Source organism: Flavobacterium sp. N3904, from assembly GCF_025947305.1.
Lineage (GTDB): Bacteria > Bacteroidota > Bacteroidia > Flavobacteriales > Flavobacteriaceae > Flavobacterium.
In genome coordinates this window covers 2,412,455-2,437,889 of sequence record NZ_CP110009.1, presented here as the reverse complement: position 1 = coordinate 2,437,889, position 25,435 = coordinate 2,412,455, and the positions used below count along the sequence as shown (strand labels likewise).

Here is a 25,435-nt window from a genome sequence, read left to right as displayed (position 1 = left end):
TAAACCTATATGAAAACATTAAGAATCGTTTTGTTTTGTGCAATTGCCTTTTTATCTGCCAACACTATTATGGCCCAATATGGTAATGGATATGGAGGTAATAGTGGCTATGGAAATAATAATGGTTATGGTAGCAATAGAAGTCAAAGCCAGATGAGTCAGATGAGTCAAACACCTACTCAAAATACTCCAAAAGAAGTTCCAGTAGAAAAAACAGCAGCAAAAATCGTAGAATACTATAAAAAAGAACTCAATCTGGATGCCCTACAAGAGATTGTTATCACAAATGTGTATATTAAATCGCTAAAAAAACAAGAGGCCTTGATAAAAAAAGAAATTAGCGACGAGGATAAAACCAATGAATTTAAAGTTCTTAGCGAAATGACAGATTTGGAAGTAATGGAAATTCTAAATAAAGAACAAAAGGCAAAATATAAAATCTTGAGTGAAGAAAGAAAAAGCCAAATAGAAGCTAGAAAACACTAACGATTTCAACTTTCCTTTGGATGAATAAAAATCCGATGATCAATATGAAAAAGCACTTTTATTACCTTATTATAATTCTTATTGTATCCTCTTGCGCCACCAATCCCCATAAAAAAAGTGAGAAGGTTTATGATACTCAAATAAATTCTTTGAAAGAAACCCTTTCTGTAAAAGAAGCAGTGCCTTTGCAAAACGAAACAGTAATTGTAATTGACAGTGTCGCTTATAGATACAAAAACCAACTGCTAAATTATAAAGACACACTTTCTAAAACTGATTCTAAGATTTTGAATAACGGCATAGTATCAGAATGGGTGGGAACGGTAAACTTTAATTTAAGAAAACCCAATTTTATCATTATCCATCATACGGCTCAGGATTCGGTTCAACAAACGTTAAAAACATTTACATTAAAAGAAAGCAAAGTTAGCGCCCATTATGTGATTTCAAGAGATGGAAAAGTAATACACATGCTGAATGATTATTTGAGAGCTTGGCATGCAGGAAATGGCTCTTGGGGCAAAGATACCGATATGAACTCAGGTTCAATTGGAATTGAGCTAGACAACAACGGTACAGAAGCATTCTCAGACATCCAAATTAATAGTTTGCTGGCTTTATTGACCAAATTAAAAAAAGATTATAACATTCCAACACAAAACATCATTGGGCATGCAGACATTGCACCTACCAGAAAGAAAGATCCGAGCGCATTGTTTCCATGGAAACTTCTTGCACTGAATGGATTTGGAATCTGGCCAGATGAAATACTCCCTTGTCCTCCAGATGATTTTAATGCAGAACAAGGCTTACAAGTAATAGGCTACAACACAAAAAATCTTTCAGCAGCCATTATCGCTTTTAAACTTCATTATATACAGACTGAAGTTAATGATATCTTAGACGAAAAAACGATTAGCACTATTTACTCGATTTACACAAAATAAAATATTACACTTTATAAAAAGCGCTTTTTGGTCGATTCAAAAGGCGTTTTTACTTTAAATCCTTTATTTAAAATTTTATTTTTTCTAAAAATTCAAAATTATGTGCAGAAACTTCAGCGCAGAGAATTGTCACTCAAGCAAAAGTAATTACTTTAGACAATTATTATGAAAATGCTGCTCGTTATACATAAAGTAAATTGTTGCGCAAAATTATAAACAGAATTCAGAACCAAATAGCAGGCTATATCTAAACATAAAGTTTTTTTTCAATATTTCTCAAAATGAATTATCCTAAAATATGGTTATCCTCCCCCCACATGGGAGGTACCGAACTTAACTATATACACGAAGCATTTGATACAAATTGGATTGCTCCAGTGGGAGCAAATATTACTGGATTTGAACATGATTTGGAAAAATATTTATCAAAAGATGTTTTTGTAACAGCCCTCAACTCAGCTACGGCAGCCATTCATTTAGGACTAATCCTTTTGGATGTAAAAGCTGGTGATGTCGTTATTTGTCAATCCATGACTTTTTCGGCATCTGCCAATCCTATTTTGTATCAAGGTGCAACGCCTGTTTTTATCGACAGTGAACTCGAAACCTGGAATCTTTGCCCTATAGCTTTAGAAGCGGCCATCGTTGATTGTATTTACAAAGGACAAAGTCCGAAAGCAATCATTACGGTACATTTATACGGTGTTCCTTATAAAATCGATGAAATTCGAGCCATTGCCAATAAATACAATATCCCAATTCTAGAAGACAGTGCCGAAGCATTAGGCAGTAGCTACAAAGGCCAAAAATGTGGGACTTTTGGTGATATTAGCGTTTTTTCATTCAATGGAAACAAAATTATAACCACTTCCGCCGGCGGAGCGATTGTAACTTTTAATCAAAAATTAAAGAAAAAAGTTGAGTTTTTGGCATCACAGTCGAAAGACGAGGCTCCTCATTATCAACACAGTGAAACAGGATACAATTACCAAATAAGCAATATTTGTGCAGGTATTGGTCGAGGCCAAATGAAAGTACTTGACGAGCATATTGTTTTAAGAAGAGCTATGCATGATTTTTACGTAACCCTTTTTGATAACATCCCAGGAATAACTGTTTTCTCAACAACAAGCCATGACTATTTTGCAAATTACTGGCTGACCTCTATTTTGATCAACCCATCTGAAACCAAAAACGGAATTGACCGGGAAACCATTCGATTGACATTATTGGACTCTAATATAGAAAGTAGGCCTCTATGGAAGCCTATGCACTTACAGCCTTTGTTTGAAAAGTATCCATTTTATGGAAACAAAATTGCCGAAACCCTTTTTGAAAATGGTTTGAGCTTGCCATCAGGGTCAAATTTAACTGATTCGGATCGGGATCGAATAGGTACTGTTTTATTAAAATTACTGAGTTGAAAATATTTTAAATATTTCAGTTTTAATAAGTCTTTTTTTCTTTATAAATTAATCAAAAACAAAATTCTATTCAATTCTAAAAAACTGATTGTTTTTTATAACTTCCTCAAGTGCAGTTACCTCTTTCCATTTTACTCTCTGTTCAAACGCAGCAATGTGCTTACTATGATGCACGTCAGATCCTACAAAATCATACATTCCTTTTTGGAGTAATTGCTCAGCAATTTTAGCAATAGATTCTCCATAATAACCAACAACTGCCAACAAGTTTAACTGAAAAAGACAACCAACCCTTTTAAGTTTTAGGTATTCATCAAAATTATTATGATAAAATGTGTATCGCTCCGGGTGCGCCAAAACAGGAATATACCCAGCAATCTGCAAATCAAAAAGAATGGCATACAATTGCATTGGCGCATTTACATAAGACATCTCGATCAATACATGTTTACCTTTTAAAGCCAATAATTCACCCGCCTGAAAAAGTTTCACAAACTGATCGTCTACCATATATTCAGCAGCAGCCTGAAAAGGCACAACAACGGAGTGCTTTTCCAATTCTTTTACCGTTTGATTTTTAAGTTCCAGAATACCTTCCTTTGTGTTTTTCCACACATGACCCATAATATGGGGAGTAGTAATAAACTGGGAAACACGAAGTTCCTGAAGAGATCGGACCAAGTCAAGACTTTGCTCAAAAGTTCTGGCCCCATCATCAATTCCTGGCATGAGATGTGAATGGATATCAACGTGATTGTCTGGAATCAAATCCTTTAAAATGGCTTTATTTGAAGCAAAGAAAAACAATACAATTAATTTAATAATGAAAGACAAAGTAAGTCAAATTAAACCAACTTTATAATGAATGTTTTTAGTAAAATTTTTGTTTCTGACTTTTAAAACAAAAAGAAATTTCAGGTTTTTAAAGCTTAGTTTTAATATGATTTAGCATTTCTACAGTAATTGGCTTCGATTGAAAATCGATAACATTTGGATACGCTTTTGATTTTTTTATGTCATCTGGATCTATAGTAGAGGTCAATACAATAACTTTTATATTTTTTAAATCAAAATAATTTGACTTGCTAAAAAAGTCCAAAAACTCCCATCCTCCCATAACAGGCATATTTAGATCTAAAAAAATTAATTGAGGTTTGGCAATTGCTTGATTATTTTTAACGTTGTTAAGTTCATCAAGTATAGAGAGTGCTTCTTCACCGTTTTGAGCATTTATTATTTCTTTAGAAAAGGAAGCTTTATGAACCACTTTTTTGATTAACATTAGAGTTATAGGATCGTCGTCTATGCACATAATGAGATCTAACATTCTTTATTAGGTTTTAAATGTTAATGTATAAGCAGTTCCTTTATTAACCTCACTTTCAATGCTTATGGTCCCTCCCATCGCTTCTATTTGAGATTTTACTAAATACAGACCTAACCCTTTACTATCTGGATAATTATGAAATCTTTGATAAAGTCCAAAGATTTTATCTTTATTTCGCTCTAAATCTATTCCAATTCCATTGTCTTTAAATTCTATTATCACAGTGTTATCTACCCCTATAATCGTTATATCTATTATTAGAAGTCTATCCTTCGATCTGTATTTTAGGGCATTGGTCAATAAATTCAACAAAATGCTCTCAAAATAGGCTTTATTGGTATTTATTGTAACAACTTCTCCAAAATTTATATTCAAAGTTGGTTTTATAGTTTCGAGCTGGTAGTTTATTTGATTTAATATATTTTCAAAAAGTTCTTTTATTGAAAGTATTTCAATTTGTGACGAAGGACCATCTTTTATAGTGATAACTTTGGCAAGGTCGTTTATGGTTTCATTAAGCAGATGCGTTGATACTTTGAAGCCTGACAAGATTTCTTTCAACTCTGGATCTTCAATAATAATATCATCAATTAAGTTCAATAAGCCTGTAAGATTAGACAAGGGCGCTCTCAAATTGTGAGAGGTAATATAAGAGAACTGTTTTAAATCTTTATTATTTATGATTAACTCTCTTATTAGAATTTCTTTTTCTTTTTCTAATTTTTTTTCTTCGGTAATATCCCTTTGAATTGAAATCCAATGAGAAAGTTCCTGTTCAATATTATAAACAGGGATAAAAGAAAGTCGTACCCAATATTCGGACTGGTCTTTTTTGTAGCAAATAATTTCAACAAAACATTCTTCTTTGTTAGTAATGGCATTGCTTAATTTTTCTATTTGTGCATTATTTGAATTTGGTCCAAAGAAAAAATTAAAGGATTTGCCGATGATTTCGTTGTGATTGTATCCCGACATTCTGGTATAAGCAGGATTGGCAAAAACGATTTTTGGAATTTGATTGTCGTGGGATTCCGCTTCGGTAATAATAATAGAATCTTTTGCTTCTGTAAAAACCGTTTCAAGTAATTTCAAGCGGTTTTCTTCTTCTTTTTGTTTGGTAATATCTTGGATGGCACCAATCATCCGAATTGCTTTATCGTTTTCGTCTTTCAGAATAAAACCTCTATCCAACACATATTTATAGGTGTTATCAGCACATTTAAATCGGTATTGATCTTGCCATTTTTCTGTTTTTTGTTCTAAAAAAGAATACAGTTTTATAGACATTTTTATACTGTCTTCGGGATGAATATTATCAAACCACCATTTTGAATTGGCCCCAACCTGATCTAAATTATAACCGTAAATCCCTTTAATTCCTTTGTTCCATGTGAGGCGATCCTCTTGTATTCGCCAATCCCATATTGTATCGCTGGTCGCTTTTGCAACAATGTCATACTTTTCGTTAGATTCTTTTAGCCGTTCGTTTGTCTCCTTGAGGTCTTTGAAGATTTCTGTGTTGTCTTTACGGTTTTTAGATAAGATATATCTAAAAAGAAAACCGGTAGCAACTATGAAAATGATGTCTTTGATGAAACTGAAAAAATAACAATCAAAATAGGAGGTAAATTTTCTTAATAACTTGAAACTAAGAATAGCAACAAATAATGAAGCAACAATATATATTAAGGTTATTTGATTGGTTTTGTTTTTCATTAATCAAATATAAATAATTATTGTTAAAAAGTAAAACTTCAATAAAAAATATATTCAGCAGGTTAAATTAAAAGGTACTTTAACTACTTATACGTTAACATAATGGCAAACTATTGTATAAAGGTTTTTTATATGAAAATAAAGTGTACCTTTGCACCCATTAAAAATCACAGATGGAAGCTATTAGAAACATTGCAATTATTGCCCACGTCGATCACGGTAAAACAACTTTGGTTGATAAAATTATGTATCACTGTCAATTATTTCGTGACAACGAGAACACAGGTGACTTAATCCTTGATAACAACGACTTAGAGCGTGAAAGAGGTATTACTATTACTTCAAAAAATGTTTCAGTAGTTTACAAAGGAACAAAAATCAATATTATTGACACTCCTGGTCACGCCGATTTTGGTGGTGAGGTAGAGCGTGTATTGAATATGGCTGATGGAGTTTGTCTTCTTGTAGATGCTTTTGAAGGACCAATGCCACAAACGCGATTTGTATTACAAAAAGCGATTGACTTAGGATTAAAACCATGTGTTGTAATCAATAAAGTCGATAAAGAAAACTGTACTCCTGAAGAAGTTCATGAAAAAGTTTTTGACTTAATGTTTGAATTAGGTGCTCAAGAATGGCAGTTGGATTTCCCTACCGTTTACGGTTCAGCAAAAAACAACTGGATGTCTGACCACTGGGAAAACGTAACTGATAATGTTGAAGCATTGTTGGATATGGTTATTACTCATGTGCCAGCACCTAAAGTTTCTGAAGGAACTCCACAAATGTTGATTACTTCTTTGGATTTCTCAGCATTTACAGGTCGTATCGCTATCGGTCGTCTTGAAAGAGGAGTTCTTAATGAAGGTATGCCAATCTCATTAGTAAAAAGAGATGGTACTATCACTAAATCACGTATCAAGGAATTACACACTTTTGAAGGACTTGGTCGTAAAAAAGTACAACAAGTAATTGCTGGAGATATTTGTGCAATTATTGGTGTTGAAGGATTTGAAATTGGAGATACAATCGCCGATTTTGAAAATCCAGAAGCATTAAAAACAATTGATATCGACGAACCTACGATGAGTATGTTGTTTACAATTAATGACTCTCCTTTCTTTGGTAAAGAGGGTAAATTTGTAACTTCTCGTCATATTAGAGAGCGTTTGACAAAAGAATTGGAAAAAAACTTAGCCATGAAATTGGGTGAAACTGATTCTGCTGATAAATTTATGGTTTTTGGTCGTGGTGTACTTCACTTGTCTGTTCTTATCGAAACGATGAGAAGAGAAGGGTACGAATTGCAAATCGGTCAACCACAAGTTATCATCAAAGAAATTGATGGTAAAAAATGTGAGCCTATTGAGGAATTAACAATCGACTTACCAGAATCTCTTTCAGGTAGAGCGGTTGAGTTCGTTACTATGCGTAAAGGTGAAATGCTGAGTATGGAAACTAAAGGTGAACGTATGATTGTAAAATTTAATATTCCATCACGTGGAATTATTGGATTGCGTAATCAATTGCTTACTGCTACTGCTGGTGAGGCTATTATGGCACACCGTTTTATAGGATACGAACCTTACAAAGGAGAAATTGCTGGACGTAACAAAGGTTCATTGATTTCTATGGAAAAAGGAAAAGCTATTCCTTATTCTATCGATAAATTGCAAGATCGTGGTAAGTTTTTTGTTGAACCAAATGCCGAAATTTACGAAGGTCAGGTAATTGGAGAAAACTCTCGTGGTGATGATATGTGTGTAAACGTAACTAAAGAGAAAAAACAATCTAATGTTCGTTCTTCTGGTAATGATGAAAAAGCAAGGATTATTCCTCCAATCATTTTCTCTCTTGAAGAAGCTTTAGAATACATTCAAAAAGATGAATACGTAGAGGTAACTCCAAAATCTATTCGTTTGAGAAAAATTTATTTGACAGAAACAGATAGAAAAAGATTTAAAATCTAAAAAGTTTAAATTCTAAATATTTAAAATCCCAAATTCCTAAGTACTGGAATTTGGGATTTTTTATTTGAACCTTCCTGAAAAAGTTGACATTAACAGCGATTAATTATTTCAACAGAAAGAAAAATAAAAAAACCTTAAACTCATCACTAATAACCAGAGTGAGTTTAAGGTTTAAAAAAACTTTTGTACTTTTTATTTGATGGTAAACGTTACACCTCCAGAAATAAAATTATGACTCCACTCGCCATCCTCATTTTCATAACCATACTCATTATAAGTGTATCTAATAAAAACAGGCACACTGAATTTCTCAGAGAATTTAATCTCTTTGGCAACATTCAAACCTACATTTGAGAAGAAGGCTCCTATATTTCCTTCTTCGTCCTCGCCATAATATCCACCATTAATTACCACAGCCCCGACAAATGGTCTGAAATCAAGACCTGGTTTTTCCCAAGAATAAGTATATCCAGCTTCCGCATAAGAAGAGAATGCTCTATTTCCATCAGCATCATAATCATTTCCACCTACTATCGTATTCCATTGAAAATCCAACGGCACTCCTTTATCCGAGAAATCAAAAAGGATGGACAAATCCAATGTTTGAGCAGACCCTTCTGAGTAATCAAAATATGGATCTCTTGAGTTCGAATTATCCTCTTCATACGCTTTTTTCGTAGCAGGCCAATAATAATCACTCAACATTACTTTCATAAGTGGGGTAACCTGATAAGATACATACCAGTCAAACTCATTATAAGCATCTGCTGCGCTAGAGAAATTGGTTGTACCCCATACTCCTACAGTTAATTTATCTGTAAAAGCATACGAGGCATAAGGTTGAAATGCGACTTTATTACTACTGTATTTAATTCCTCTCCATAGATAAGGAGCTACAACATCAACAGCTGCGGCAAATTTGCTTTCTTTTTCTTCTTTTGGCAATCCATTTTCATCAGTTGGTGCATCTTGTGCAAATGTCAAACTACTCGTTAGCATCAATGCTAAAACTACTACTACTTTCTTCATCTTGGTTTTGGTTTTTGGTTAGGTTTCTGTTAATAATATTCTTTATGTTATTGTTTAAATCTGTGCTTTTTTAATTTTTGATGTAATTTGCTCAGCTGCCAATCGACCTGTTTCTGCAGCACCATTCATGAATCCCTGATAATCGACACTACAGTGCTCTCCAGCAAAATACACATCCCCTACAGGCTCTGCAGTATACAACATAGCAGCATTCCATTGACCGGGTTTCGGACAGGTATAACTGGCTTTTACGAATGGATAAGAGGACCAACAAGCAAAGACATGTTTGTTTGCATATTGCTTTTTAGAGCCTGGAAAAACTTCATCCAATTGACCTAAATATTTATCAATCTCTTTTTGAGGCAGATCGGTTTTCCAGATATGGGAAGCCGGTGCATGAGGATTATGCAATGCCACTTTTGACAAAGCAATAGATTCATCTCCGCCAAAGAAACAACAATACGCTCCTTTATTACTTGCTACACTTTTTATACTGCTGGAATCCCAACCGTCGTGAATGTCTTTGTGAAATAAATATCCATAATAATTGTTTTTCCCTTCCCGCCAAGGTCTGTCCTGATATCCCAAAAATAATTTATTGTTTTGCCCGTAACCCAATTCCTGAATTGAATTCATTTTCTCAGGAGTCATGTCACTTAAATCAATTTTTACGTCACGCAACATCGTAAACGGAATGGCAATAATAACGTAATCGGCCTGAACATCTTCTTTATCCTTGAATGATAATGTATATTTTCCACCCTTGTTTGAAATGGCTGTTAATATGGATTTTACCACAATTGAATCTGCCACTTTTCCAGCTAAATGTTCTATTAATTTCGAATTTCCCTCTTTAATTCTGTACTTTTCGTCGCTATCTCCAAAAATTTTAAAACCTTCAGAAGTATTGGTGTCAATCATATCCAAGAAATTAATAGCCGATTGTTCCGAAGTATCCAGACCAAACTCTGCCAAATATGCTGCGGTAAAAATATCTTTCAGCCATTGATTGCATTTCAAAGATTTTATATAATCCTTCAAAGTCATTTTATCAAAAACCAAAGCTGCAGGAGTATCATAATCTTCTCCCAAACTTGCCGCATCTTTTTGAATTGTTGGTGCTATCTTTTTAAACTCATTTATTATTTCTTCTTCTGGAATGTGTCTTCCATCAAAAAAGTACGTTTCATGTATCAAATGAGCTGCTTTCGATTCGGCATACATATCGATTAACTCCAAATCAAATTCCTTTGCCAAATTGAGCATATCCTCATGGGTAGAATCTATAAAATCACCTCCAAATTCAGGATGAATCCCCATTTGTAGCGCATCACCATAATGCGTCAAAATCCTTCCGCCCAATCTAAAACTTCCTTCATAAATAGTGGCTCTAATTCCTGCTTTTCTCAATTGATAAGCTGCATTCAAACCAGCCATTCCTGCACCAACAATCACCACTTTTTTATTAACTGAAGAACCAACACCTTCATCTGATATTGCTTGCTTAGTTTTTTCTTCTTCTTTTTTGCAACTTATAACAGAGGTTCCGATAATTCCGGTAAGCAAGCTAAATTTTGCAACATCCGTCACAAACTTTCTTCTAGTCACTGCATCACTATTTTTGAAAGCAATAATTGTATCGACTTCAATTTCTGGATTCTCATTTGAAAATTGTGCAAGTTTCAAATTCAAAAGAATATTCTTAAGTACGGTTGATTTTGGATTTCTCATATGTTTTTGGTTTGGTTATTAATTCATTACACAAAGATTCGCGAAGTAAACATAGAGATACGCAAAGTGTTTTTAGTGTTTTTTAATTCAATATTTTATTTTAGATAATTTAAATCAATTGAATTTCCATCCTCTTTTGTGCCTTCTTTGCGAAATAACTATTCAATAATCACTGATTTCATATTCATAAATTCTTTAATTCCTATTTCGGATAATTCTCTTCCGTAGCCTGATTTTTTGGTCCCACCAAATGGAATCCTAGAATCTGATCGCACCAAAGAATTGACAAAAACATTACCTGCTTCTATTCTTCTGGCCAATTTATAGGCTTTTTCTCTATCCTCAGTCCAAATTGCAGAAGCCAAACCGTATCTGTGATTATTGGCAATTGCAATCGCATCATTTTCATCTTTAGCCCTAATAATTGTAGCTAGTGGGCCAAAAGTTTCTTCCTGAAAAGCGATATTATTAGCATCCACAAAATCAATCAAGGTGGGTTGAAAGTTACAATGCTCCCGCTCTCCTCCTACTACCATTTTAGCTCCTTGCTTTAAAGAATGCTCCAATTGATAACTTAACTTTTCGGCCAAATCGATTCTAGCCAAAGGTCCCATGTTAATGCCGCTTTGCAATGGATTTCCTTGTTGCAATCCTCCTACTTTTTGAGCAAACAAATCTGCAAATTCATCAGCCACTTTTTCCGTAACAATAAAACGTTTGGCACAAATACAAGCCTGACCTGCGTTTAACATTCTCGATTGAGTAGCTACAGTTGCGGCTTTTTCCAAATCGGCATCATTCAAAACAATAAAAGCATCCGAACCACCCAATTCCATCACCGATTTTTTAATATGTTTTCCTGCTAATGCGGCAACAGAAGAACCGGCCATTTCACTACCTGTCAAGGTTATTCCTGAAACAATATCAGCAGCAATTACACTTTCTACTTGCGGAATATCAATGTTTATTTGCTGAAAAACACCTTCTGGAAAACCAGCTTCCAAAAAAGCATTTTCTATGGCTTTGGCACAACCAATAACGTTTGGTGCATGTTTCAAAAGCGTTACATTTCCACCCATAATTGCCGGTGCAGCGTAACGCAGCACTTGCCAAAAAGGATAATTCCAAGGCATAATCGCAAAAACAGCACCTGATGGATCATAAACCGACATACTTTTGAAAGGCGTGTCATACTGTTCATCTTTCAGCATTCTTTCAGCATTCTCAGCATAAAAATCACAATTCCCTGCTGATTTTTCGACTTCAGCAATTCCTTCTGGCAGCGTTTTACCCATTTCATTGGTAATCAGCAAACCCAACTCGTCTTTGTTGGCTCTTAATATATCAGCCAGTTTTTTCATTTTATCGGCTCTTTCCTGAAAAGTGGTAGTGCGCCAATTCTTGAAAGCGGATTCAGCCAATTGCAGTTTTTGTGTCAATTGCGCATTGGTTAATACTTCATGCTCCGCAATTACTGCTTGTGTAAACGGATTTATAGATTTGAATATCATTGTAATTTTTTGTTTAAAGTTTGAAAGTTTAAAGTTGTTCAACTGAAAACTAAAAACTGATTACTGCCTATTTACTTTCTAGTACCATCCCACCGGATCTGTATCTAGATTGATGTTGACTTGTTTTATTTCGAGATAATTTTCAATACCATACAACCCTAATTCTCGACCAGTTCCTGATTGTTTGTAACCACCCCATGGCATTTCGTTGAAGGTAGGATGATAAAAATTAACCCATCCAATTCCTGCCCTTATCTTCGGCATTACCCGATGAACACGTGTTACATCTTGCGTAAATAATCCATAACCCAAACCATATTCGGTATCATTGGCAATTGCAATTGCTTCTTCTTCAGTGGAAAATTTCAATAATGCAACTACAGGCCCAAAAATTTCTTCTCTGGCAATTCGCATATTTGGAGTAACATCTGTAAAAATGGTTGGCTCAATAAAAAATCCTTTACTGTCATCTGTATTGCCTCCAAAAGCCAATGTAGCTTCCCCTTTTCCTACCTCGATATAGGCTTTAATTTTGTCAAAATGAGCTTGAGATACAATAGGTCCCATTGTATTTTCGGCATCACTTCCATCACCCACTTTTATATTTTTGGCTCTAGCCACAAACTGTTTTACAAACTCATCATAAATAGTATCCTGAATCAAAATTCGTGATCCCGCTGTACACACCTGTCCGCTATTGGCGAAAGCGGCAAACAGTCCCCAATCAATAGCCAAGTCCATTTTACAATCGTCAAAAATGACTACCGGATTTTTTCCTCCCAATTCTAAAGTAACTTTCTTAAGATTTTCGGCAGCGATTTTGCCAATATATTTTCCTGTTGAAGTTCCTCCAGTAAAAGCAATTTTATCAATTTTGGTGTTGCTGATTAAAGCATTTCCAGCAATGGGGCCATCGCCTGTTACAATATTAATTACCCCTTTTGGAATATCCAATTCGGCTATTAATTGTGCCAAAAACAAAGCTGTCAATGGTGTCACTTCGGATGGTTTTAAAACAACGGTATTCCCTGCTGCAATAGCTGGTCCTAGTTTCCAGGCACACATCAGGAACGGAAAATTCCAAGGTATAATTTGCGCACAAACCCCAATAGCCTCGCGAGTTACATAACTAAATGAATTTCCAGGAACACTCATCGTTTCGCCGTGAATCTTGGTCGCTAATCCTGCGTAAAACTCAAAACAAGATACCGCATCATCAATATCAAATTCGGCTTCACGAATGGGCTTACCATTATTTTCTACTTCCAATTTTACAAAAACATCAAAATTGTCTCTTATTTTTCCCGCTATTGCAAACAATATTTTCTGACGATCTTGAGCCGTTTTACTTTTCCAATCGTCTCCATCAAAAGCAGCTCTTGCGGCGTCGACAGCCCCATTTACATCTTCAATTTGTGCTTCTGGAACTGTAGCAATTGCAGCCTTGGTCGCAGGATTCAATATTGTTCTTGTTTTGCCTGATGCCGCATTCACAAAAGCACCGTTGATATACATTTTATACATAATTTTTTATTTTAGAAATTAGATTTCAGATTGCTCCAAAATCTAAAATATTTATGAATTATAAATCTGAATTAGACTTGGTGATAAATAAATAGTCACTGTTTGACCAATTAATTTTGTTAATGCCACCGAAGAATCTTCGGTTTTAATGATTTTTTGACCTGACGCGGTTACCAATTTGTATTTTCTATGATTCCCCACAAAAATGACATCTTCGATAGTAACCTGAAGCGATATGTCATGTATTGTATCAAACGAAACATTTTCGGGTCTAATAAATAATATTCCCTTATTATCACTTATTTCATGATTGAAATTAAAGGTTTTATCTTCTAATGTAAATGTTGAAGTATTAGCTATTTGTACTGGAATCAAATTTGCTTCACCAATAAATCCTGCCACGAATTTGGTTCTAGGATGATTGTATAAGGTTTGACTGTTCGACAATTGCTCTATAACTCCGTGATTCATCACTGCAATTCTATCCGACATAGTCAAGGCTTCTTCCTGATCGTGCGTTACATATACAAAAGTCTTGTTCAAATCCTTGTGCAACTGTTTCAATTCAAATTGCATTTGTTTTCTTAATTTCAAATCCAATGCTCCTAAAGGTTCATCCAATAATAAAATTTCGGGATCGGGTGCAATCGCTCTCGCAATAGCTACACGTTGCTGTTGTCCACCTGACATTTCAAAAGGTTTTCTGGTTTTGAAAGCCGTCATTTGAACCAATTCTAGCATTTCATCCACTCGTTTATTGGTTTCGGTTTTGCTTAATTTTTTTTGGTGCAAACCAAAAGCAATATTCTCAGCCACATTAAGATGCGGGAACAAGGCATAATTTTGAAAAACTGTATTTACATTTCTTTTATATGGAGGCAATTGCGAAATATCTTGTTTATTGAGTAAAACTTGTCCATTGTCGGGAGTTTCGAAACCTGCAATCATGCGCAACGTTGTTGTTTTCCCGCAACCGCTTGGCCCCAAAATGGTCAAAAATTCTCCATCTTGAATTTCTAAATCCAAATTGTTTACGATAAGCGCACTTCCGTATGATTTACTGATTCCTTTTAATTCTAATTTACTCATGCTTAATTCTCTTTATTAAATTTTAACGAAATAAAAATGGCCGCTGACGATATTAAAAATACCAAAGTTGCCACAGCATTTACTTCGGGTGTAATCCCTCGACGCATCATTCCATAAATTTCTATCGGCAATGTGTTTTCTCTTGAAATCAAGAAAAAAGTAACAGGTATTTCATCCATTGATAATACCAGTGATAATAAAACGGCGCCAATTATGGCTGTTTTTATATTGGGTAAAATCACTCTAAAAAAAGCTGACAACGGGCTGGCTCCCAAATCAAAAGCGGCCATTTCCAGATAAGGATCTAATTTCTTGAATCTAGCCAAAATCTGTGTAATCATAATCCCAATTAAGAAAGTCGTATGACCAATAAAAACGGCTTTCAATGACAATGGAATTCCCATTAAAGGAAAAAGACTCAACATGGCAACTCCCGTCACAATTCCAGGAAGCGTTATGGGAAGCAAAATGATTTTTAACAAAAAGTTTTTACCAAAATAATTGTACTTGTGTAGCGCATAAGCAGACGGTATTCCAATTATTAAAGCGGCGAGCGTACTTGATATTGCAATTATAAAACTGACTTCAACAGCATTAATCATTGATTGATTGTGAAATAATTTTATGTACCAATCCAACGAATAATGTTCTATTGGAAATGAACTTACCGATTCTTTATTGAATGAAAACCAAATAATAATGAATATTGGGAAATACAAAAACCACAGCACCGAAAAGGCTGAAAAGGAAATTATAAATGCTCTTACATTTTTCATGATTATTGAGTTTCGTGTTTTTTCTCATAACGAGACGACAATTCTAGTAATATAAAAACCAATACGAGCAAAACTACTCCAACTGCTGATCCCAGCGGTTTGTCATTGGATGTTCCAAATAAATTTTGAACAATACTCGATATAAACAATGTGTTGGGACCGCCCAAAAGTGATGCTGCCAAGAAGTCCCCAAGCGTAAGCACCAAGGCTAAAGTCCCTCCAGATATTACACCGGGAAGAATCAATGGAAAAATTACTTTTCGAAAAGTCACCCAAGAATTGGCTCCTAAATCTTTGCTGGCCTCAACCAATGATTTTGAAATTTGTTCGAACGAAGTATAAATTGGTATACAAACGAAAGGCAAAAAGATATAAATCAAACACAGAATCACAGAAAAATCAGAATACAACACAAAGCGTAGAGGCTTATCTATTATACCCAAATTCATTAATGAGGAATTGAAAATTCCGTTTTCACCAAGAATAATTTTCCATGCATAGGCTCTCACAATGTAGGACATCCAAAAAGGCAACACAATTAAAGTGTAATAGAACGACTTGTTTTTGGTGACTTTAAAAGCAATAAAATAGGCTAATGGCAAACTCAACAGAATGCAAACCAAAGCCACAATAATGGCGTAAAAAAAAGTTCGAATCAATGTTTCGTAATACAACGGATTTGTAAAAATCTTGATGTAAGAATCAAAATTGAAATCGTATACCACTTTCCCAAAATCATCTGTTGACAGCACACTTTGCGTCAAAATGAAGATATAGGGCAATACCAAAAATAGTAGCAACCACAACAATAATGGAAAAATTAGAAAGTATTTATTGATATTCTTCATAGTTAAAAAAACAGAATTAAAAACAATACCTGACAGATTCAAAAAAACTGTCAGGATATATCAAGCTCAATAAAACTATTGGTTTTTTACCTCATTCCAAATTTCATTGTATCGTTTTCTCTCTTTTACGGGTTGCCAAAAATTCAACGTTTTGAACATTGCATCCATACTTGCCACATCCATTAATTTTTGAGTTTCTGGAGATAATAGTGCATTTGCAGCTGGGTTTGCTACGTAGTACTGCGTAAATTCTGCCACTTGAGCCATTACTTTTGGTTGGGAAACATAATCCAACCAAAGTTGTGCCAATTGCTTGTTTTTGGCATCCTTTACAATCATCAAACGGTCAATCCATCCCGTTGCTCCTTCTTTAGGAATCACGGCTTTGATGTTCATTCCCTGTTTATTCAAATTAGCGGGAGTAAGAGGCCATCCCACAGCAGCTACAATTTCTTTGTTTTTGAATAAATTATCCAATTCTCCTGCCGAAGCCCAAAATTTTCGGATTTGAGGTTTCATTTCTACCAATTTTGCTTTACAGGCCAATAATTGATTTTCGCTCATATTATATAAAGCATTTGGATCTGTTTTATCAAAACCTAGCATTTGTGCCACTAAATAAATAGAAGAAATATCATCATACAAAGCAATTTTACCTTTGTATTTTGGATCATTAAAAAGGCTCCACGAAGTCGGAGTTTCCTTGATTACATCAGCATTATAAATTAAATAGTCTGGCCCCCAAGTAAAAGGCATACCATAAAATTTTCCGTCTTTTTGAACGTCCTTCATTGCCAAAAGTGTTGGAGAAAGCGAATCCCAAGCTTTGATTTGATCGGTCTCAATCGCTTCAACTAAACCAGAAGAAACAATATATCCCGCCACATCAGACGAAGGTGTAATAACATCATAGCTAGCACCACCACCACTTTGTAATTTTGAAACCAACTCATCCGAAGATCCAAAATAGGTTCCTTTTACGGTTACTCCATATTTTTCCTCAAATTCTTTGGTAAATGAAGCGTCTGCATACCCTTCCCAAGCGAGAATGTTTAAAGTAGAGCCTTTTAATGCTTCCAAATCAACTGTTCCTGTCTTTGCTTCTTCAGCTTTTTTACCACAGCTTGAGAATAAGCCGGCTAGTACTAGTAACGATAATGCTATTTTTTTCATTTGGTTTGGTTTTTTTGGTTGGTTATAATAGTTTAGAAGGTTTGTAAGTTTAGTTTAAAACTGTACTATATCATTAAATTCTCTTTTTTCTGTTCATTAAAAACTGAACACTTTTTGATTAATGATGTTCACTTAATTTTGTATTTGGGTCTAATGGCCAATACATTAAAACGGAGCAATTACCACTTCTTGGATCGTCTAAATAATCGAATAAAGGTTCAACAAGAATGAATCCGCATTTGGTTTGAGCCGTAACTGTTGGATCTATAATTTCTCCTTTTATCAACTTATCGCAATATTCTGCAATGGTCATTTGCTCTTTAACTTTATCATATCCAATTGGCATTCCAGCAGTCATTTGTCCCAAACAACCCAATTGTCTGGCTACATCCTGACGTGCATTGTAAATTTCTCTACCAATTCCTTTTCCTTGATAATCGGGATGAACTGAAACGTCCAGTCCGTAAATCCATTCTGCTTTTGGATCGTGGGTTCCCAGCCATAAATCATCCGAAATTTCCAAAAAAGTATGATGCCCTTTATGGTAATTTTGAAGCAAAGTCGTACAGGAAGCAATCACTCTATCCCCATCCAAAACTATAAACTGCCCTTCGGGAAAAATCTCCAAATGTCTTTTGTATTTTTCTTCTGTAATTAATTCTTCAGCTGATAATGTTGGAAATACAATTTCCTGCAATTCGGCTTGTTGTTTTGCATGTTCCGGCAAAGGCGTTTGCAAAATATATTTGCCTAAAATCTCTTTTTTCATAATTTGATGGCATTTTTGATTGTGGTCTTTTTATAATTTAGCACATATTTCCGTAGCTAATCAATTTCATTTCCAAATATTCTTTCAATCCTTCTGATCCTGATTCGTGACCCATTCCACTGCTTTTTATTCCAACAAAAGGCAATTCTGTTCCGTGTGCCGCCCATTCGTTGATACCTACCATCCCGAATTCCAGATTTTCGGCATAAATATTTGCATTTTTAATGTGATTGGTAAAGACATAAGATGCCAAACCATATTCCGTATCGTTTGCCCATTCGATAACTTCGTCTTGAGTATCAAAAGGAATTACAATCATTAACGGTCCAAATACTTCCGTTTTGATAAATGATTGTGATTGTCTTGCTTCAATTAAGGCAGGATGCACAAAAAAACCTTTCTCTGATTTTTCTCCACCAATATGAACAACTGCTCCTTCGCTTTTTGCTTTTTCGAGCATAGCCAATGAATGGTTTTGTTGCGTTTTATTAATCAGTGGTCCAACAAAATCAATATCTCCACTATTGATTCCTGTTTTTAGTTTCGAAATATCCTCTTTTACTACTGAAATAAACTCATTAAAAATACTCGAATGCACATAAAAACGCTGTGGTGCTACGCAAACTTGTCCACAATTTCTTAATTTGGCAACCAAAGCCTGATGTGCAATCGATACTACATCAACATCTTTATCAATTATAACAGGAGCATTTCCACCCAATTCTAATGACAATTTTGTTGATGTTTTTGAAGCACCATCCATTAATATTTTTCCAACACGAGTACTTCCAGTAAAACTTATTTTTTTCAACAAAGGATTTTCAATCATTTCCGTTCCTGTAGAAACTGGTTCGGTATTGATTAAATTAAAAACTCCTTTCGGAATTCCTGCTTCATGCAGGGCTTTTGCCATATTAAAACTCGACAATGGTGTAAACTCGGAACCTCGCATTACAACAGTACAACCCGCAGCCAATGCAGCTCCTACTGCTCTTGCCGGATTATAAGCCGGGAAATTCCAAGCTGTAATCACACCAACGACACCCAAGGGCTGATAAATAACCATCGAACGTTTGTCGATTCTACTCGAAGGAATTACCCTTCCATAACTGCGTTTTCCTTCTTCAGCATACCATTCGAAAAGATTGGCAGAAACTTGCCATTCTCCCCTTGCCTCCAACATTGGTTTTCCCGTTTCTAAAGCGGTTTCTTTTGCGAAAGCCTCCACATTTTCCCTCATATAGTTGGCCGCTTTTTTTAGAAACTCGGCTCTAAAATAAGGAGTTGTATTTTTCCATCCTTTGAAAGCTTTATCTGCTGCATCAATGGCTAATTTGCAATCGGCCGAATTTCCGAAAGGAACTTTGTCCAATATTTCTTCCGTCGATGGACTTTGCAAATCCCATTTTGCGCCATCTATTGCGTCGCACCATTCTCCATTTATATATTGCTTTCTCATAGCCTTTGACCCCAAAATGGGGGATATTTTAAATTAATTTGCTTTTTTTAGATAAATCCGATTTAAGATAAAACCTCTTCTATCGCTTCTTCCAAAATTATTAAGCCTTTATGCAACACTTCATCTTCAATAAACAACGGGCTCAAAATTCTAATACAATTTCCGTAAGTTCCTGATGTAATCACAATCAATCCATTGGCCAAACATTTATCTACAATTGCTTTTGTGGCCACACCATCTGGAATTCCGGTTTTTGGATTGGTGAATTCGATAGCCAACATTGCTCCCAATCCACGTACATCAGTAATCGTTTCCGGATATAAAGATTGTATGTGTTTGAATTTATCATGAACAATTTTACCGACTTTTTTGCCAGCAGCATTGATGTCATTTTTTTGCATGTAATTGATGCTTGCCAATGAAGCCACACAACTCAACGGGCCTCCTAAATAAGTTCCTCCAATAAGTCCTGGTTTTATGGCATCCATAATTTCTTGTCTCCCAATTACAGCACCAATCGGCATTCCGCCACCCATAGATTTTGCCCAAGTAGACAAATCTGGTGTTACATCATAATGCTCGTAAGCCGCCCATTTTCCGGTACGACCAAAGCCGGATTGCACCTCATCAAAAATCAGACAGATATTATTTTCGGTACAGAATTTGCGTAAATATTGAACGTATTTTTTGGAAGCTACCGTAAAACCGCCCTCTCCCTGCACCAATTCCAAAATAATCGCAGCGGTCTGACTAATAGAAACGGTTGACGAAAAAGTTTTATGCAACTTCATAATCATTAGATCATCAAACTCATCTTGAGTCATTCTGCCGATCATGCTCGGTTTGTAATATGGATATTCCAAACGATATACTTCGGGTGCGTAAGGTCCAGCTCCTTCTTTGTATTTCACATTGGATGTCAAAGTCATCGCCATCATGGTACGACCATGAAAAGAACCATCATAACAGATAACTCCCGATTTTCCGGTTACCGCACGAGCAATTTTAATAGCATTTTCTACAGATTCAGCACCTGATAAAGTAAGCATCGCTTTTGTAGATTCGCCATGAGGTAATATTTCACATAATTTTTCAGTCAAATCCAAATATTGATCATACACCGAAACATTGAATGAAGCATGAATAAATTTTTCGGCTTGTTTTTGAATGGCTTCAATAATTTCAGGAACACCATGTCCTACATTATTTACACCAATTCCACCAGCAAAATCAATCAGTTCTCTACCATCGGCATCAATGATTATGGCGCCTTTGGCCGATTGAATACTGGAAGGATTAAAAATCCCCAAAGCGTTTGGAACACTTTTCTTTCTTCTTTCGTATAATCTATCTGTATTATTCATTTTGTTTGCTTGATAATTTTGCCAACTCCAAATCGGGTTGCGCTATTTTATAAATCTTCATATACATATTGGTTTTGGTATCAAAAACACCTTCCAAAACATGTATTTTATCTCCAATTAACTCATTCAAATGTTCCATATCCCGGCACATTACATTCGCTTCTATATCAAAATCACCCGATACTGATGCCAAAAAACTCACCTCTGGCAATTTAGTCAACTCTTCAAAAATTGAGTTCATGAACGTTTTTGGTTTGACCGAAATCAAAATACTGGCATAAGCATTGAACCCAATTTTATTTGGATCAATCCTTCCTATTATTTTCAAAGTTCCATCTTCAACCAAATTGATAAAACGGTGCCTTATAGTACTTACTGCAACATTTATCTCTTTTGAAATTTCAGTAAATGACATCCTACCGTCTTTTTGCAATAATGTCAAAATTTGGAAATCTAATTCATCGTCTAATACACTCATCTTTAATTGATTTTGTAAATATTTTATAATAAATCAAAAGTAATTAATTTATTTGCAATAAAAAACGATTTTTTGGTTTTATTTTCGAATCAACCTAATACTTTTTATATTTGCGTATACCAGCAACCCAAGTCTCAATAGATTCTACAGTAGCAACTGTATTCAATTCAAAAGGATTTTGATTTAAAACGATAAAATCGGCATATTTCCCAACAGTCAAATTTCCTTTTATATTTTCGAGATTATCGGCAACAGCACTTCCTTGTGTATATGCATACAATGCTTGTTGCAAAGTAATTTTTTGGCTTTCGCCAATAATAGAACCATCAGCTGCTTTTCGGGTAATCGCCGTTTCAATATTTACCCAAGGATTAATTTCTTTCACTACTGGTCCATCTGTTGATAAAGCCAAATTGATTCCATTATCTAAAACCGTTTTGCACGGATAAACGACATCTAATAATTCATCTGGCAAAGTGCTTTTGAAATTATTGGCCAGTTCATAAATAAATACGGGTTGCATCGCAGCAGTCATATTCATTCGTTTGAAATCATTTATATTTTCTTGTGATAAAAACCCAACATGTTCGATTCTGTGTCTTAAAGTAGGATCGATCTTGAACAAATCACTATACACTTTCAAAGTCAAATCGACTGCTTGATGACCAATGGCATGCGTCGCTACCGAGAAACCTTTATCCACCGCTTCTTTGGCTGTGGCATAAAATTTATCATAATCCAATCGCAACACTCCTTTGTAGCCATCGGTGTTTTTATAAGGAACATTCAATGCCGCCGTAGCCGAACTCAACCCTCCATCCGAAAAGAACTTCACGGTTTTTATTTGCAAAAATTCCGATTCATATTGTTCCGGCAACACCTGAATTTCGTCACTACCGTCTGGAATTCGAAGTGGAAAAACGTTCATTCTCACTTTGAGTAAACCTTCTTGATCCAATTGAATATAGGCCGCAAGCAATTCTTCGTTGGCCGCAGGATCTGTAGCACTAGTGATTCCTAGACTTAACAAATAATCATGCGCTTCAAGAATCATATTTTTATATTCCTCGAAAGTAAAAGGAGGAATCTTATTCATTATTAAACCCAAAGCTCTTTCGGTAAAAATTCCCTGCAAACTGCCGTCTTGATTCTTGCGAATTTCACCTCCAAAAGGCACTTCGGTAGCTTCACTAACTCCCGAAATTTCAATCGCTTTGGAATTGGCAATACCAATATGGGCACAAGTTCTTATGACAAAAACAGGTCGGTCTAAAATGATTTCATCCAAATCTTCTTTGGTAGGTAAACGCTTTTCTTCGAGTACCATTTCATTGATTCCGCGAGCCATAATCCACTCCGAGTTTGGATTTTTGGCAGCAAAATCTTTAAGCTTTTGTTTGAATTCTACTATCGATTTTACGCCACGAACATCCAACATATAGGTGCGAAGATGTCCAATTTTCCAAACATGAATATGCGCGTCGTTGAGTCCTGGAACTATAGTTTTCTCTTGAAAATCAATTTCTTTCTCAAAAGAACCAAATTGATTTCGAAGTTCGGTTACAGTACCAATCGCTTCAATCTTGCCTAAATCATTAATTACTATGGAATCAGCAATGGCGAAAGCCTCATCCATAGTAATAATTGTGGCATTATGTATTAAAATTAGTAGCACTCTTTTTTTTTATTTAATTATAGATTTTCAAGTTCCTAACCCGTTTTAGAAACCTATTTGGAAACACATTCAAAAATATATTATCCTCTCTCGTTCAATACGTCTTGAATAGCAGCTTCGATTACATCAAGACCTTCATTCAATTGTTCGTCAGTAATTACAATTGGTGGCAAGAAACGAATACAGTTGGTATACAATCCCGCTCTAATTAAAATCAAACCATTAGCCACCGACTTTTTGATAACCGCCATTGCAAAATCCATATCGGGTTCTTTGGTTGTTCTGTCTTTTACAAACTCAACCACAAGCATAGCTCCAAGTCCGCGAACTTCACCAATTATTTCGAATTTCTCTTTCATGGCATTGATTCTGTCGGTAATGATTTTACCAACATGCGTTGCACGATCCAAAAATTCTGGTTTGATGATTTCTTTCACGGTCGCAAGCGCTCCAACAACTGCAATTGGGCTTCCACTATACGTCCCACCAATTCCACCTAAATGTGGTGCATCCATGATTTCGGATTTTCCAGTAATAGCAGAAATTGGCAATCCAGATCCAATTGATTTTGCCATCGTAACAATATCCGGAACTACACCTGAATGCTCTATAGAAAGAAATTTTCCAGTTCTACCCGCTCCTGCCTGAACCTCATCGGCAATGAATACTATTCCATGTTCATCACACACTTTTCTAATTTTTTCCAAGAAACGTTTTGGTACCGGAATAAATCCACCTTCACCTTGAACTGGCTCAATAATAATAGCCGCAACGGCAGATGGATCTACATGAGAAATTAAATTTTGATCAAAACGTTCGATACAAAAATCAATATATTCTTCCTCGGTCATAGAATTTGGTCTTCTATATACATTTGGAGAGTGAAAACGATAAATATCTTGTGCATAACTGCCGAATCCTTTTTTGAATAAACCATATTTACTAGTCAAACTTAAGGTAAGCATGGTACGTCCGTGATAGGCTCCTTCAAAACAAATAACGGCAGGTCTTTTGGTATAATATCTCGCAATGGCTACTGCATTCTCAACAGCTTCAGAACCAGAATTTGCCAATAACGTCTTTTTCGGGAAATCACCCGGCGTAATTTCGTTTAACAATTCGGCAAATTCCAAATAAGGTTCAAATGTAGTTACAAGGGCTCCCGGATGAATGTATTTGTCCAATTGCTCTTTTACGGCATCAATAACCACTTGTGGTCTGTGTCCCAAATTTACCATTCCGATTCCGCCAGCAAAATCAATCAATTGATTTCCATCTACGTCCCACACCAATGCTCCTTCTGCTTTTTCAACTACCACCTCGGTAGATTTTCCAAGCCCAGCCGGTAAAGCAGCCGCTCTCCTTGCTAAAATCAATTTGCTTTTTGGCCCTGGAATTTCTGATACTTTTTTAATTTGAGTTCCCATTTTATTTTTTTTTATTTTTTTTATTCTTTAATTTTTAATCTATAAATAATAATTCTCGTCGACTGGCCTATACATTAATATACTTCCAAACCCTGCTTCAGGATCATTGATATAATTGTATAAAGGCCGAATCCATCGAAATCCAGCATTACGTTGCGGTGTAATTGTTGGATCAATTATTTCGTTGTTCATAACCTTTTTGCAATATTCTTCAATAGTCATTTGGTCTTTTACTTTTCCATAACCGATGGTCATACCTGCAATGATTTGTCCTTTCAATCCGAGTGCTGCACACACCTCATTTCGTGCTTTATACATTTCTTTTGAAAGTCCCAATCCTCTATATTCCGGCAAAACTCCCATATCTATTCCGTACATCCAATCACCGTTTGGAATTTGCACATTGGTAATCCATAAATTATCTGTTTCTTCCAGAAAAGTACTGTCGTGTTCCGGAAAATCACATCTAAAAGTACTGGCCGAAGCCACAATAATTCCCTCTTTTTCTACAACAATTTGACCCTCAGGAAAAACTTTTATATGATTGGCAAAATGATTTCTATCCAAAATTTCCGATTCATGCAACGTAGGATAACATCTAGATTGTACATACTCCATTTGGATAGTATCTTCAACTTTTGCGATTCTTATTAAAAATGTATCATTCAAAATCTTTTTAGCAATCATATCTTTTAGAGTATTGGATATTTAG

The 25,435-nt window shown here is 35.3% G+C and carries 22 protein-coding genes; 4 read left to right on the top strand and 18 right to left on the bottom strand.

Annotated features, from left to right (window positions below):
• The first annotated feature begins 9 nt into the window (after window positions 1–9).
• From OLM57_RS10285 to OLM57_RS10275, 3 genes are all read left to right on the top strand, one after another.
• Complete coding sequence (locus OLM57_RS10285) at window positions 10–486, top strand: hypothetical protein (protein WP_264563607.1); 477 nt, start codon at window positions 10–12, stop codon at window positions 484–486.
• A 44-nt stretch (window positions 487–530) separates the two neighbouring features.
• Window positions 531–1,433 (top strand): N-acetylmuramoyl-L-alanine amidase, encoded by a 903-nt coding sequence (locus OLM57_RS10280; RefSeq protein ID WP_264563606.1) that lies wholly within the window; start codon window positions 531–533, stop codon window positions 1,431–1,433.
• Between the two features lie 281 nt (window positions 1,434–1,714).
• Entirely contained in the window at window positions 1,715–2,857 is a 1,143-nt protein-coding gene (locus OLM57_RS10275) for a DegT/DnrJ/EryC1/StrS family aminotransferase (protein WP_264563605.1), read from the top strand.
• 66 nt (window positions 2,858–2,923) lie between these two features.
• Here OLM57_RS10275 and OLM57_RS10270 read toward each other — a convergent pair whose 3' ends face one another.
• The 3 genes from OLM57_RS10270 to OLM57_RS10260 form a co-directional block, all read right to left on the bottom strand.
• Window positions 2,924–3,691, bottom strand: a complete 768-nt coding sequence (locus OLM57_RS10270; protein ID WP_264563604.1) for a tyrosine-protein phosphatase — start codon at window positions 3,689–3,691, stop codon at window positions 2,924–2,926.
• Window positions 3,692–3,779: 88 nt separating this feature from the next.
• Window positions 3,780–4,184, bottom strand: a complete 405-nt coding sequence (locus OLM57_RS10265) for a response regulator (RefSeq protein WP_264563603.1) — start codon at window positions 4,182–4,184, stop codon at window positions 3,780–3,782.
• Window positions 4,185–4,190: 6 nt separating this feature from the next.
• The gene (locus OLM57_RS10260; protein ID WP_264563602.1) at window positions 4,191–5,900 is read right to left on the bottom strand and encodes a PAS domain-containing protein; all 1,710 of its coding nucleotides are present in this window, start codon (window positions 5,898–5,900) and stop codon (window positions 4,191–4,193) included.
• A 173-nt stretch (window positions 5,901–6,073) separates the two neighbouring features.
• Between OLM57_RS10260 and typA the strand changes: the two genes are divergently transcribed.
• On the top strand, window positions 6,074–7,870 hold the full coding sequence (gene typA / locus OLM57_RS10255; RefSeq protein ID WP_264563601.1) for a translational GTPase TypA: 1,797 nt from the start codon (window positions 6,074–6,076) through the stop codon (window positions 7,868–7,870).
• A 192-nt stretch (window positions 7,871–8,062) separates the two neighbouring features.
• On the opposite strand, the gene OLM57_RS10250 is transcribed toward typA, so the two are convergent.
• The 15 genes from OLM57_RS10250 to OLM57_RS10180 all read right to left on the bottom strand — a co-directional run bounded on the left by OLM57_RS10250 (window position 8,063) and on the right by OLM57_RS10180 (window position 25,410).
• A complete protein-coding gene (locus tag OLM57_RS10250) occupies window positions 8,063–8,899 on the bottom strand; it encodes a TorF family putative porin (protein WP_264563600.1) in 837 nt (278 codons plus the stop codon).
• A 54-nt stretch (window positions 8,900–8,953) separates the two neighbouring features.
• Window positions 8,954–10,630, bottom strand: a complete 1,677-nt coding sequence (locus tag OLM57_RS10245) for a flavin monoamine oxidase family protein (RefSeq protein ID WP_264563599.1) — start codon at window positions 10,628–10,630, stop codon at window positions 8,954–8,956.
• Between the two features lie 158 nt (window positions 10,631–10,788).
• Window positions 10,789–12,141 (bottom strand): NAD-dependent succinate-semialdehyde dehydrogenase, encoded by a 1,353-nt coding sequence (locus OLM57_RS10240; protein WP_264563598.1) that lies wholly within the window; start codon window positions 12,139–12,141, stop codon window positions 10,789–10,791.
• Window positions 12,142–12,219: 78 nt separating this feature from the next.
• A complete protein-coding gene (locus OLM57_RS10235; RefSeq protein ID WP_264563597.1) occupies window positions 12,220–13,665 on the bottom strand; it encodes an aldehyde dehydrogenase family protein in 1,446 nt (481 codons plus the stop codon).
• Between the two features lie 51 nt (window positions 13,666–13,716).
• Complete coding sequence (locus tag OLM57_RS10230; protein WP_264563596.1) at window positions 13,717–14,754, bottom strand: ABC transporter ATP-binding protein; 1,038 nt, start codon at window positions 14,752–14,754, stop codon at window positions 13,717–13,719.
• A 2-nt stretch (window positions 14,755–14,756) separates the two neighbouring features.
• On the bottom strand, window positions 14,757–15,530 hold the full coding sequence (locus OLM57_RS10225; RefSeq protein ID WP_264563595.1) for an ABC transporter permease: 774 nt from the start codon (window positions 15,528–15,530) through the stop codon (window positions 14,757–14,759).
• A gap of 2 nt (window positions 15,531–15,532) precedes the next feature.
• Window positions 15,533–16,378: an ABC transporter permease gene (locus OLM57_RS10220; protein WP_264563594.1), complete on the bottom strand. Its 846-nt coding sequence runs from the start codon at window positions 16,376–16,378 to the stop codon at window positions 15,533–15,535.
• 75 nt (window positions 16,379–16,453) lie between these two features.
• Complete coding sequence (locus OLM57_RS10215) at window positions 16,454–17,551, bottom strand: ABC transporter substrate-binding protein (protein WP_264563593.1); 1,098 nt, start codon at window positions 17,549–17,551, stop codon at window positions 16,454–16,456.
• 118 nt (window positions 17,552–17,669) lie between these two features.
• Window positions 17,670–18,320 carry a GNAT family N-acetyltransferase gene (locus OLM57_RS10210; RefSeq protein WP_264563592.1) on the bottom strand — a complete coding sequence of 217 codons (651 nt, stop codon included), beginning with the start codon at window positions 18,318–18,320 and terminating at the stop codon, window positions 17,670–17,672.
• Between the two features lie 37 nt (window positions 18,321–18,357).
• Window positions 18,358–19,779: an NAD-dependent succinate-semialdehyde dehydrogenase gene (locus tag OLM57_RS10205; protein ID WP_264563591.1), complete on the bottom strand. Its 1,422-nt coding sequence runs from the start codon at window positions 19,777–19,779 to the stop codon at window positions 18,358–18,360.
• Between the two features lie 62 nt (window positions 19,780–19,841).
• On the bottom strand, window positions 19,842–21,143 hold the full coding sequence (locus tag OLM57_RS10200) for an aspartate aminotransferase family protein (RefSeq protein WP_264563590.1): 1,302 nt from the start codon (window positions 21,141–21,143) through the stop codon (window positions 19,842–19,844).
• The gene (locus OLM57_RS10195; protein ID WP_264563589.1) at window positions 21,136–21,621 is read right to left on the bottom strand and encodes an Lrp/AsnC family transcriptional regulator; all 486 of its coding nucleotides are present in this window, start codon (window positions 21,619–21,621) and stop codon (window positions 21,136–21,138) included. The genes OLM57_RS10200 and OLM57_RS10195 overlap by 8 nt, the downstream gene beginning before the upstream one ends.
• A 94-nt stretch (window positions 21,622–21,715) precedes the next feature.
• Entirely contained in the window at window positions 21,716–23,296 is a 1,581-nt protein-coding gene (locus OLM57_RS10190; protein ID WP_264563588.1) for an amidohydrolase, read from the bottom strand.
• An 80-nt stretch (window positions 23,297–23,376) separates the two neighbouring features.
• Window positions 23,377–24,723: a 4-aminobutyrate--2-oxoglutarate transaminase gene (gene gabT / locus OLM57_RS10185; RefSeq protein ID WP_264563587.1), complete on the bottom strand. Its 1,347-nt coding sequence runs from the start codon at window positions 24,721–24,723 to the stop codon at window positions 23,377–23,379.
• Window positions 24,724–24,762: 39 nt separating this feature from the next.
• Window positions 24,763–25,410: a GNAT family N-acetyltransferase gene (locus tag OLM57_RS10180; RefSeq protein ID WP_264563586.1), complete on the bottom strand. Its 648-nt coding sequence runs from the start codon at window positions 25,408–25,410 to the stop codon at window positions 24,763–24,765.
• Between the last annotated feature and the right edge of the window lie 25 nt (window positions 25,411–25,435).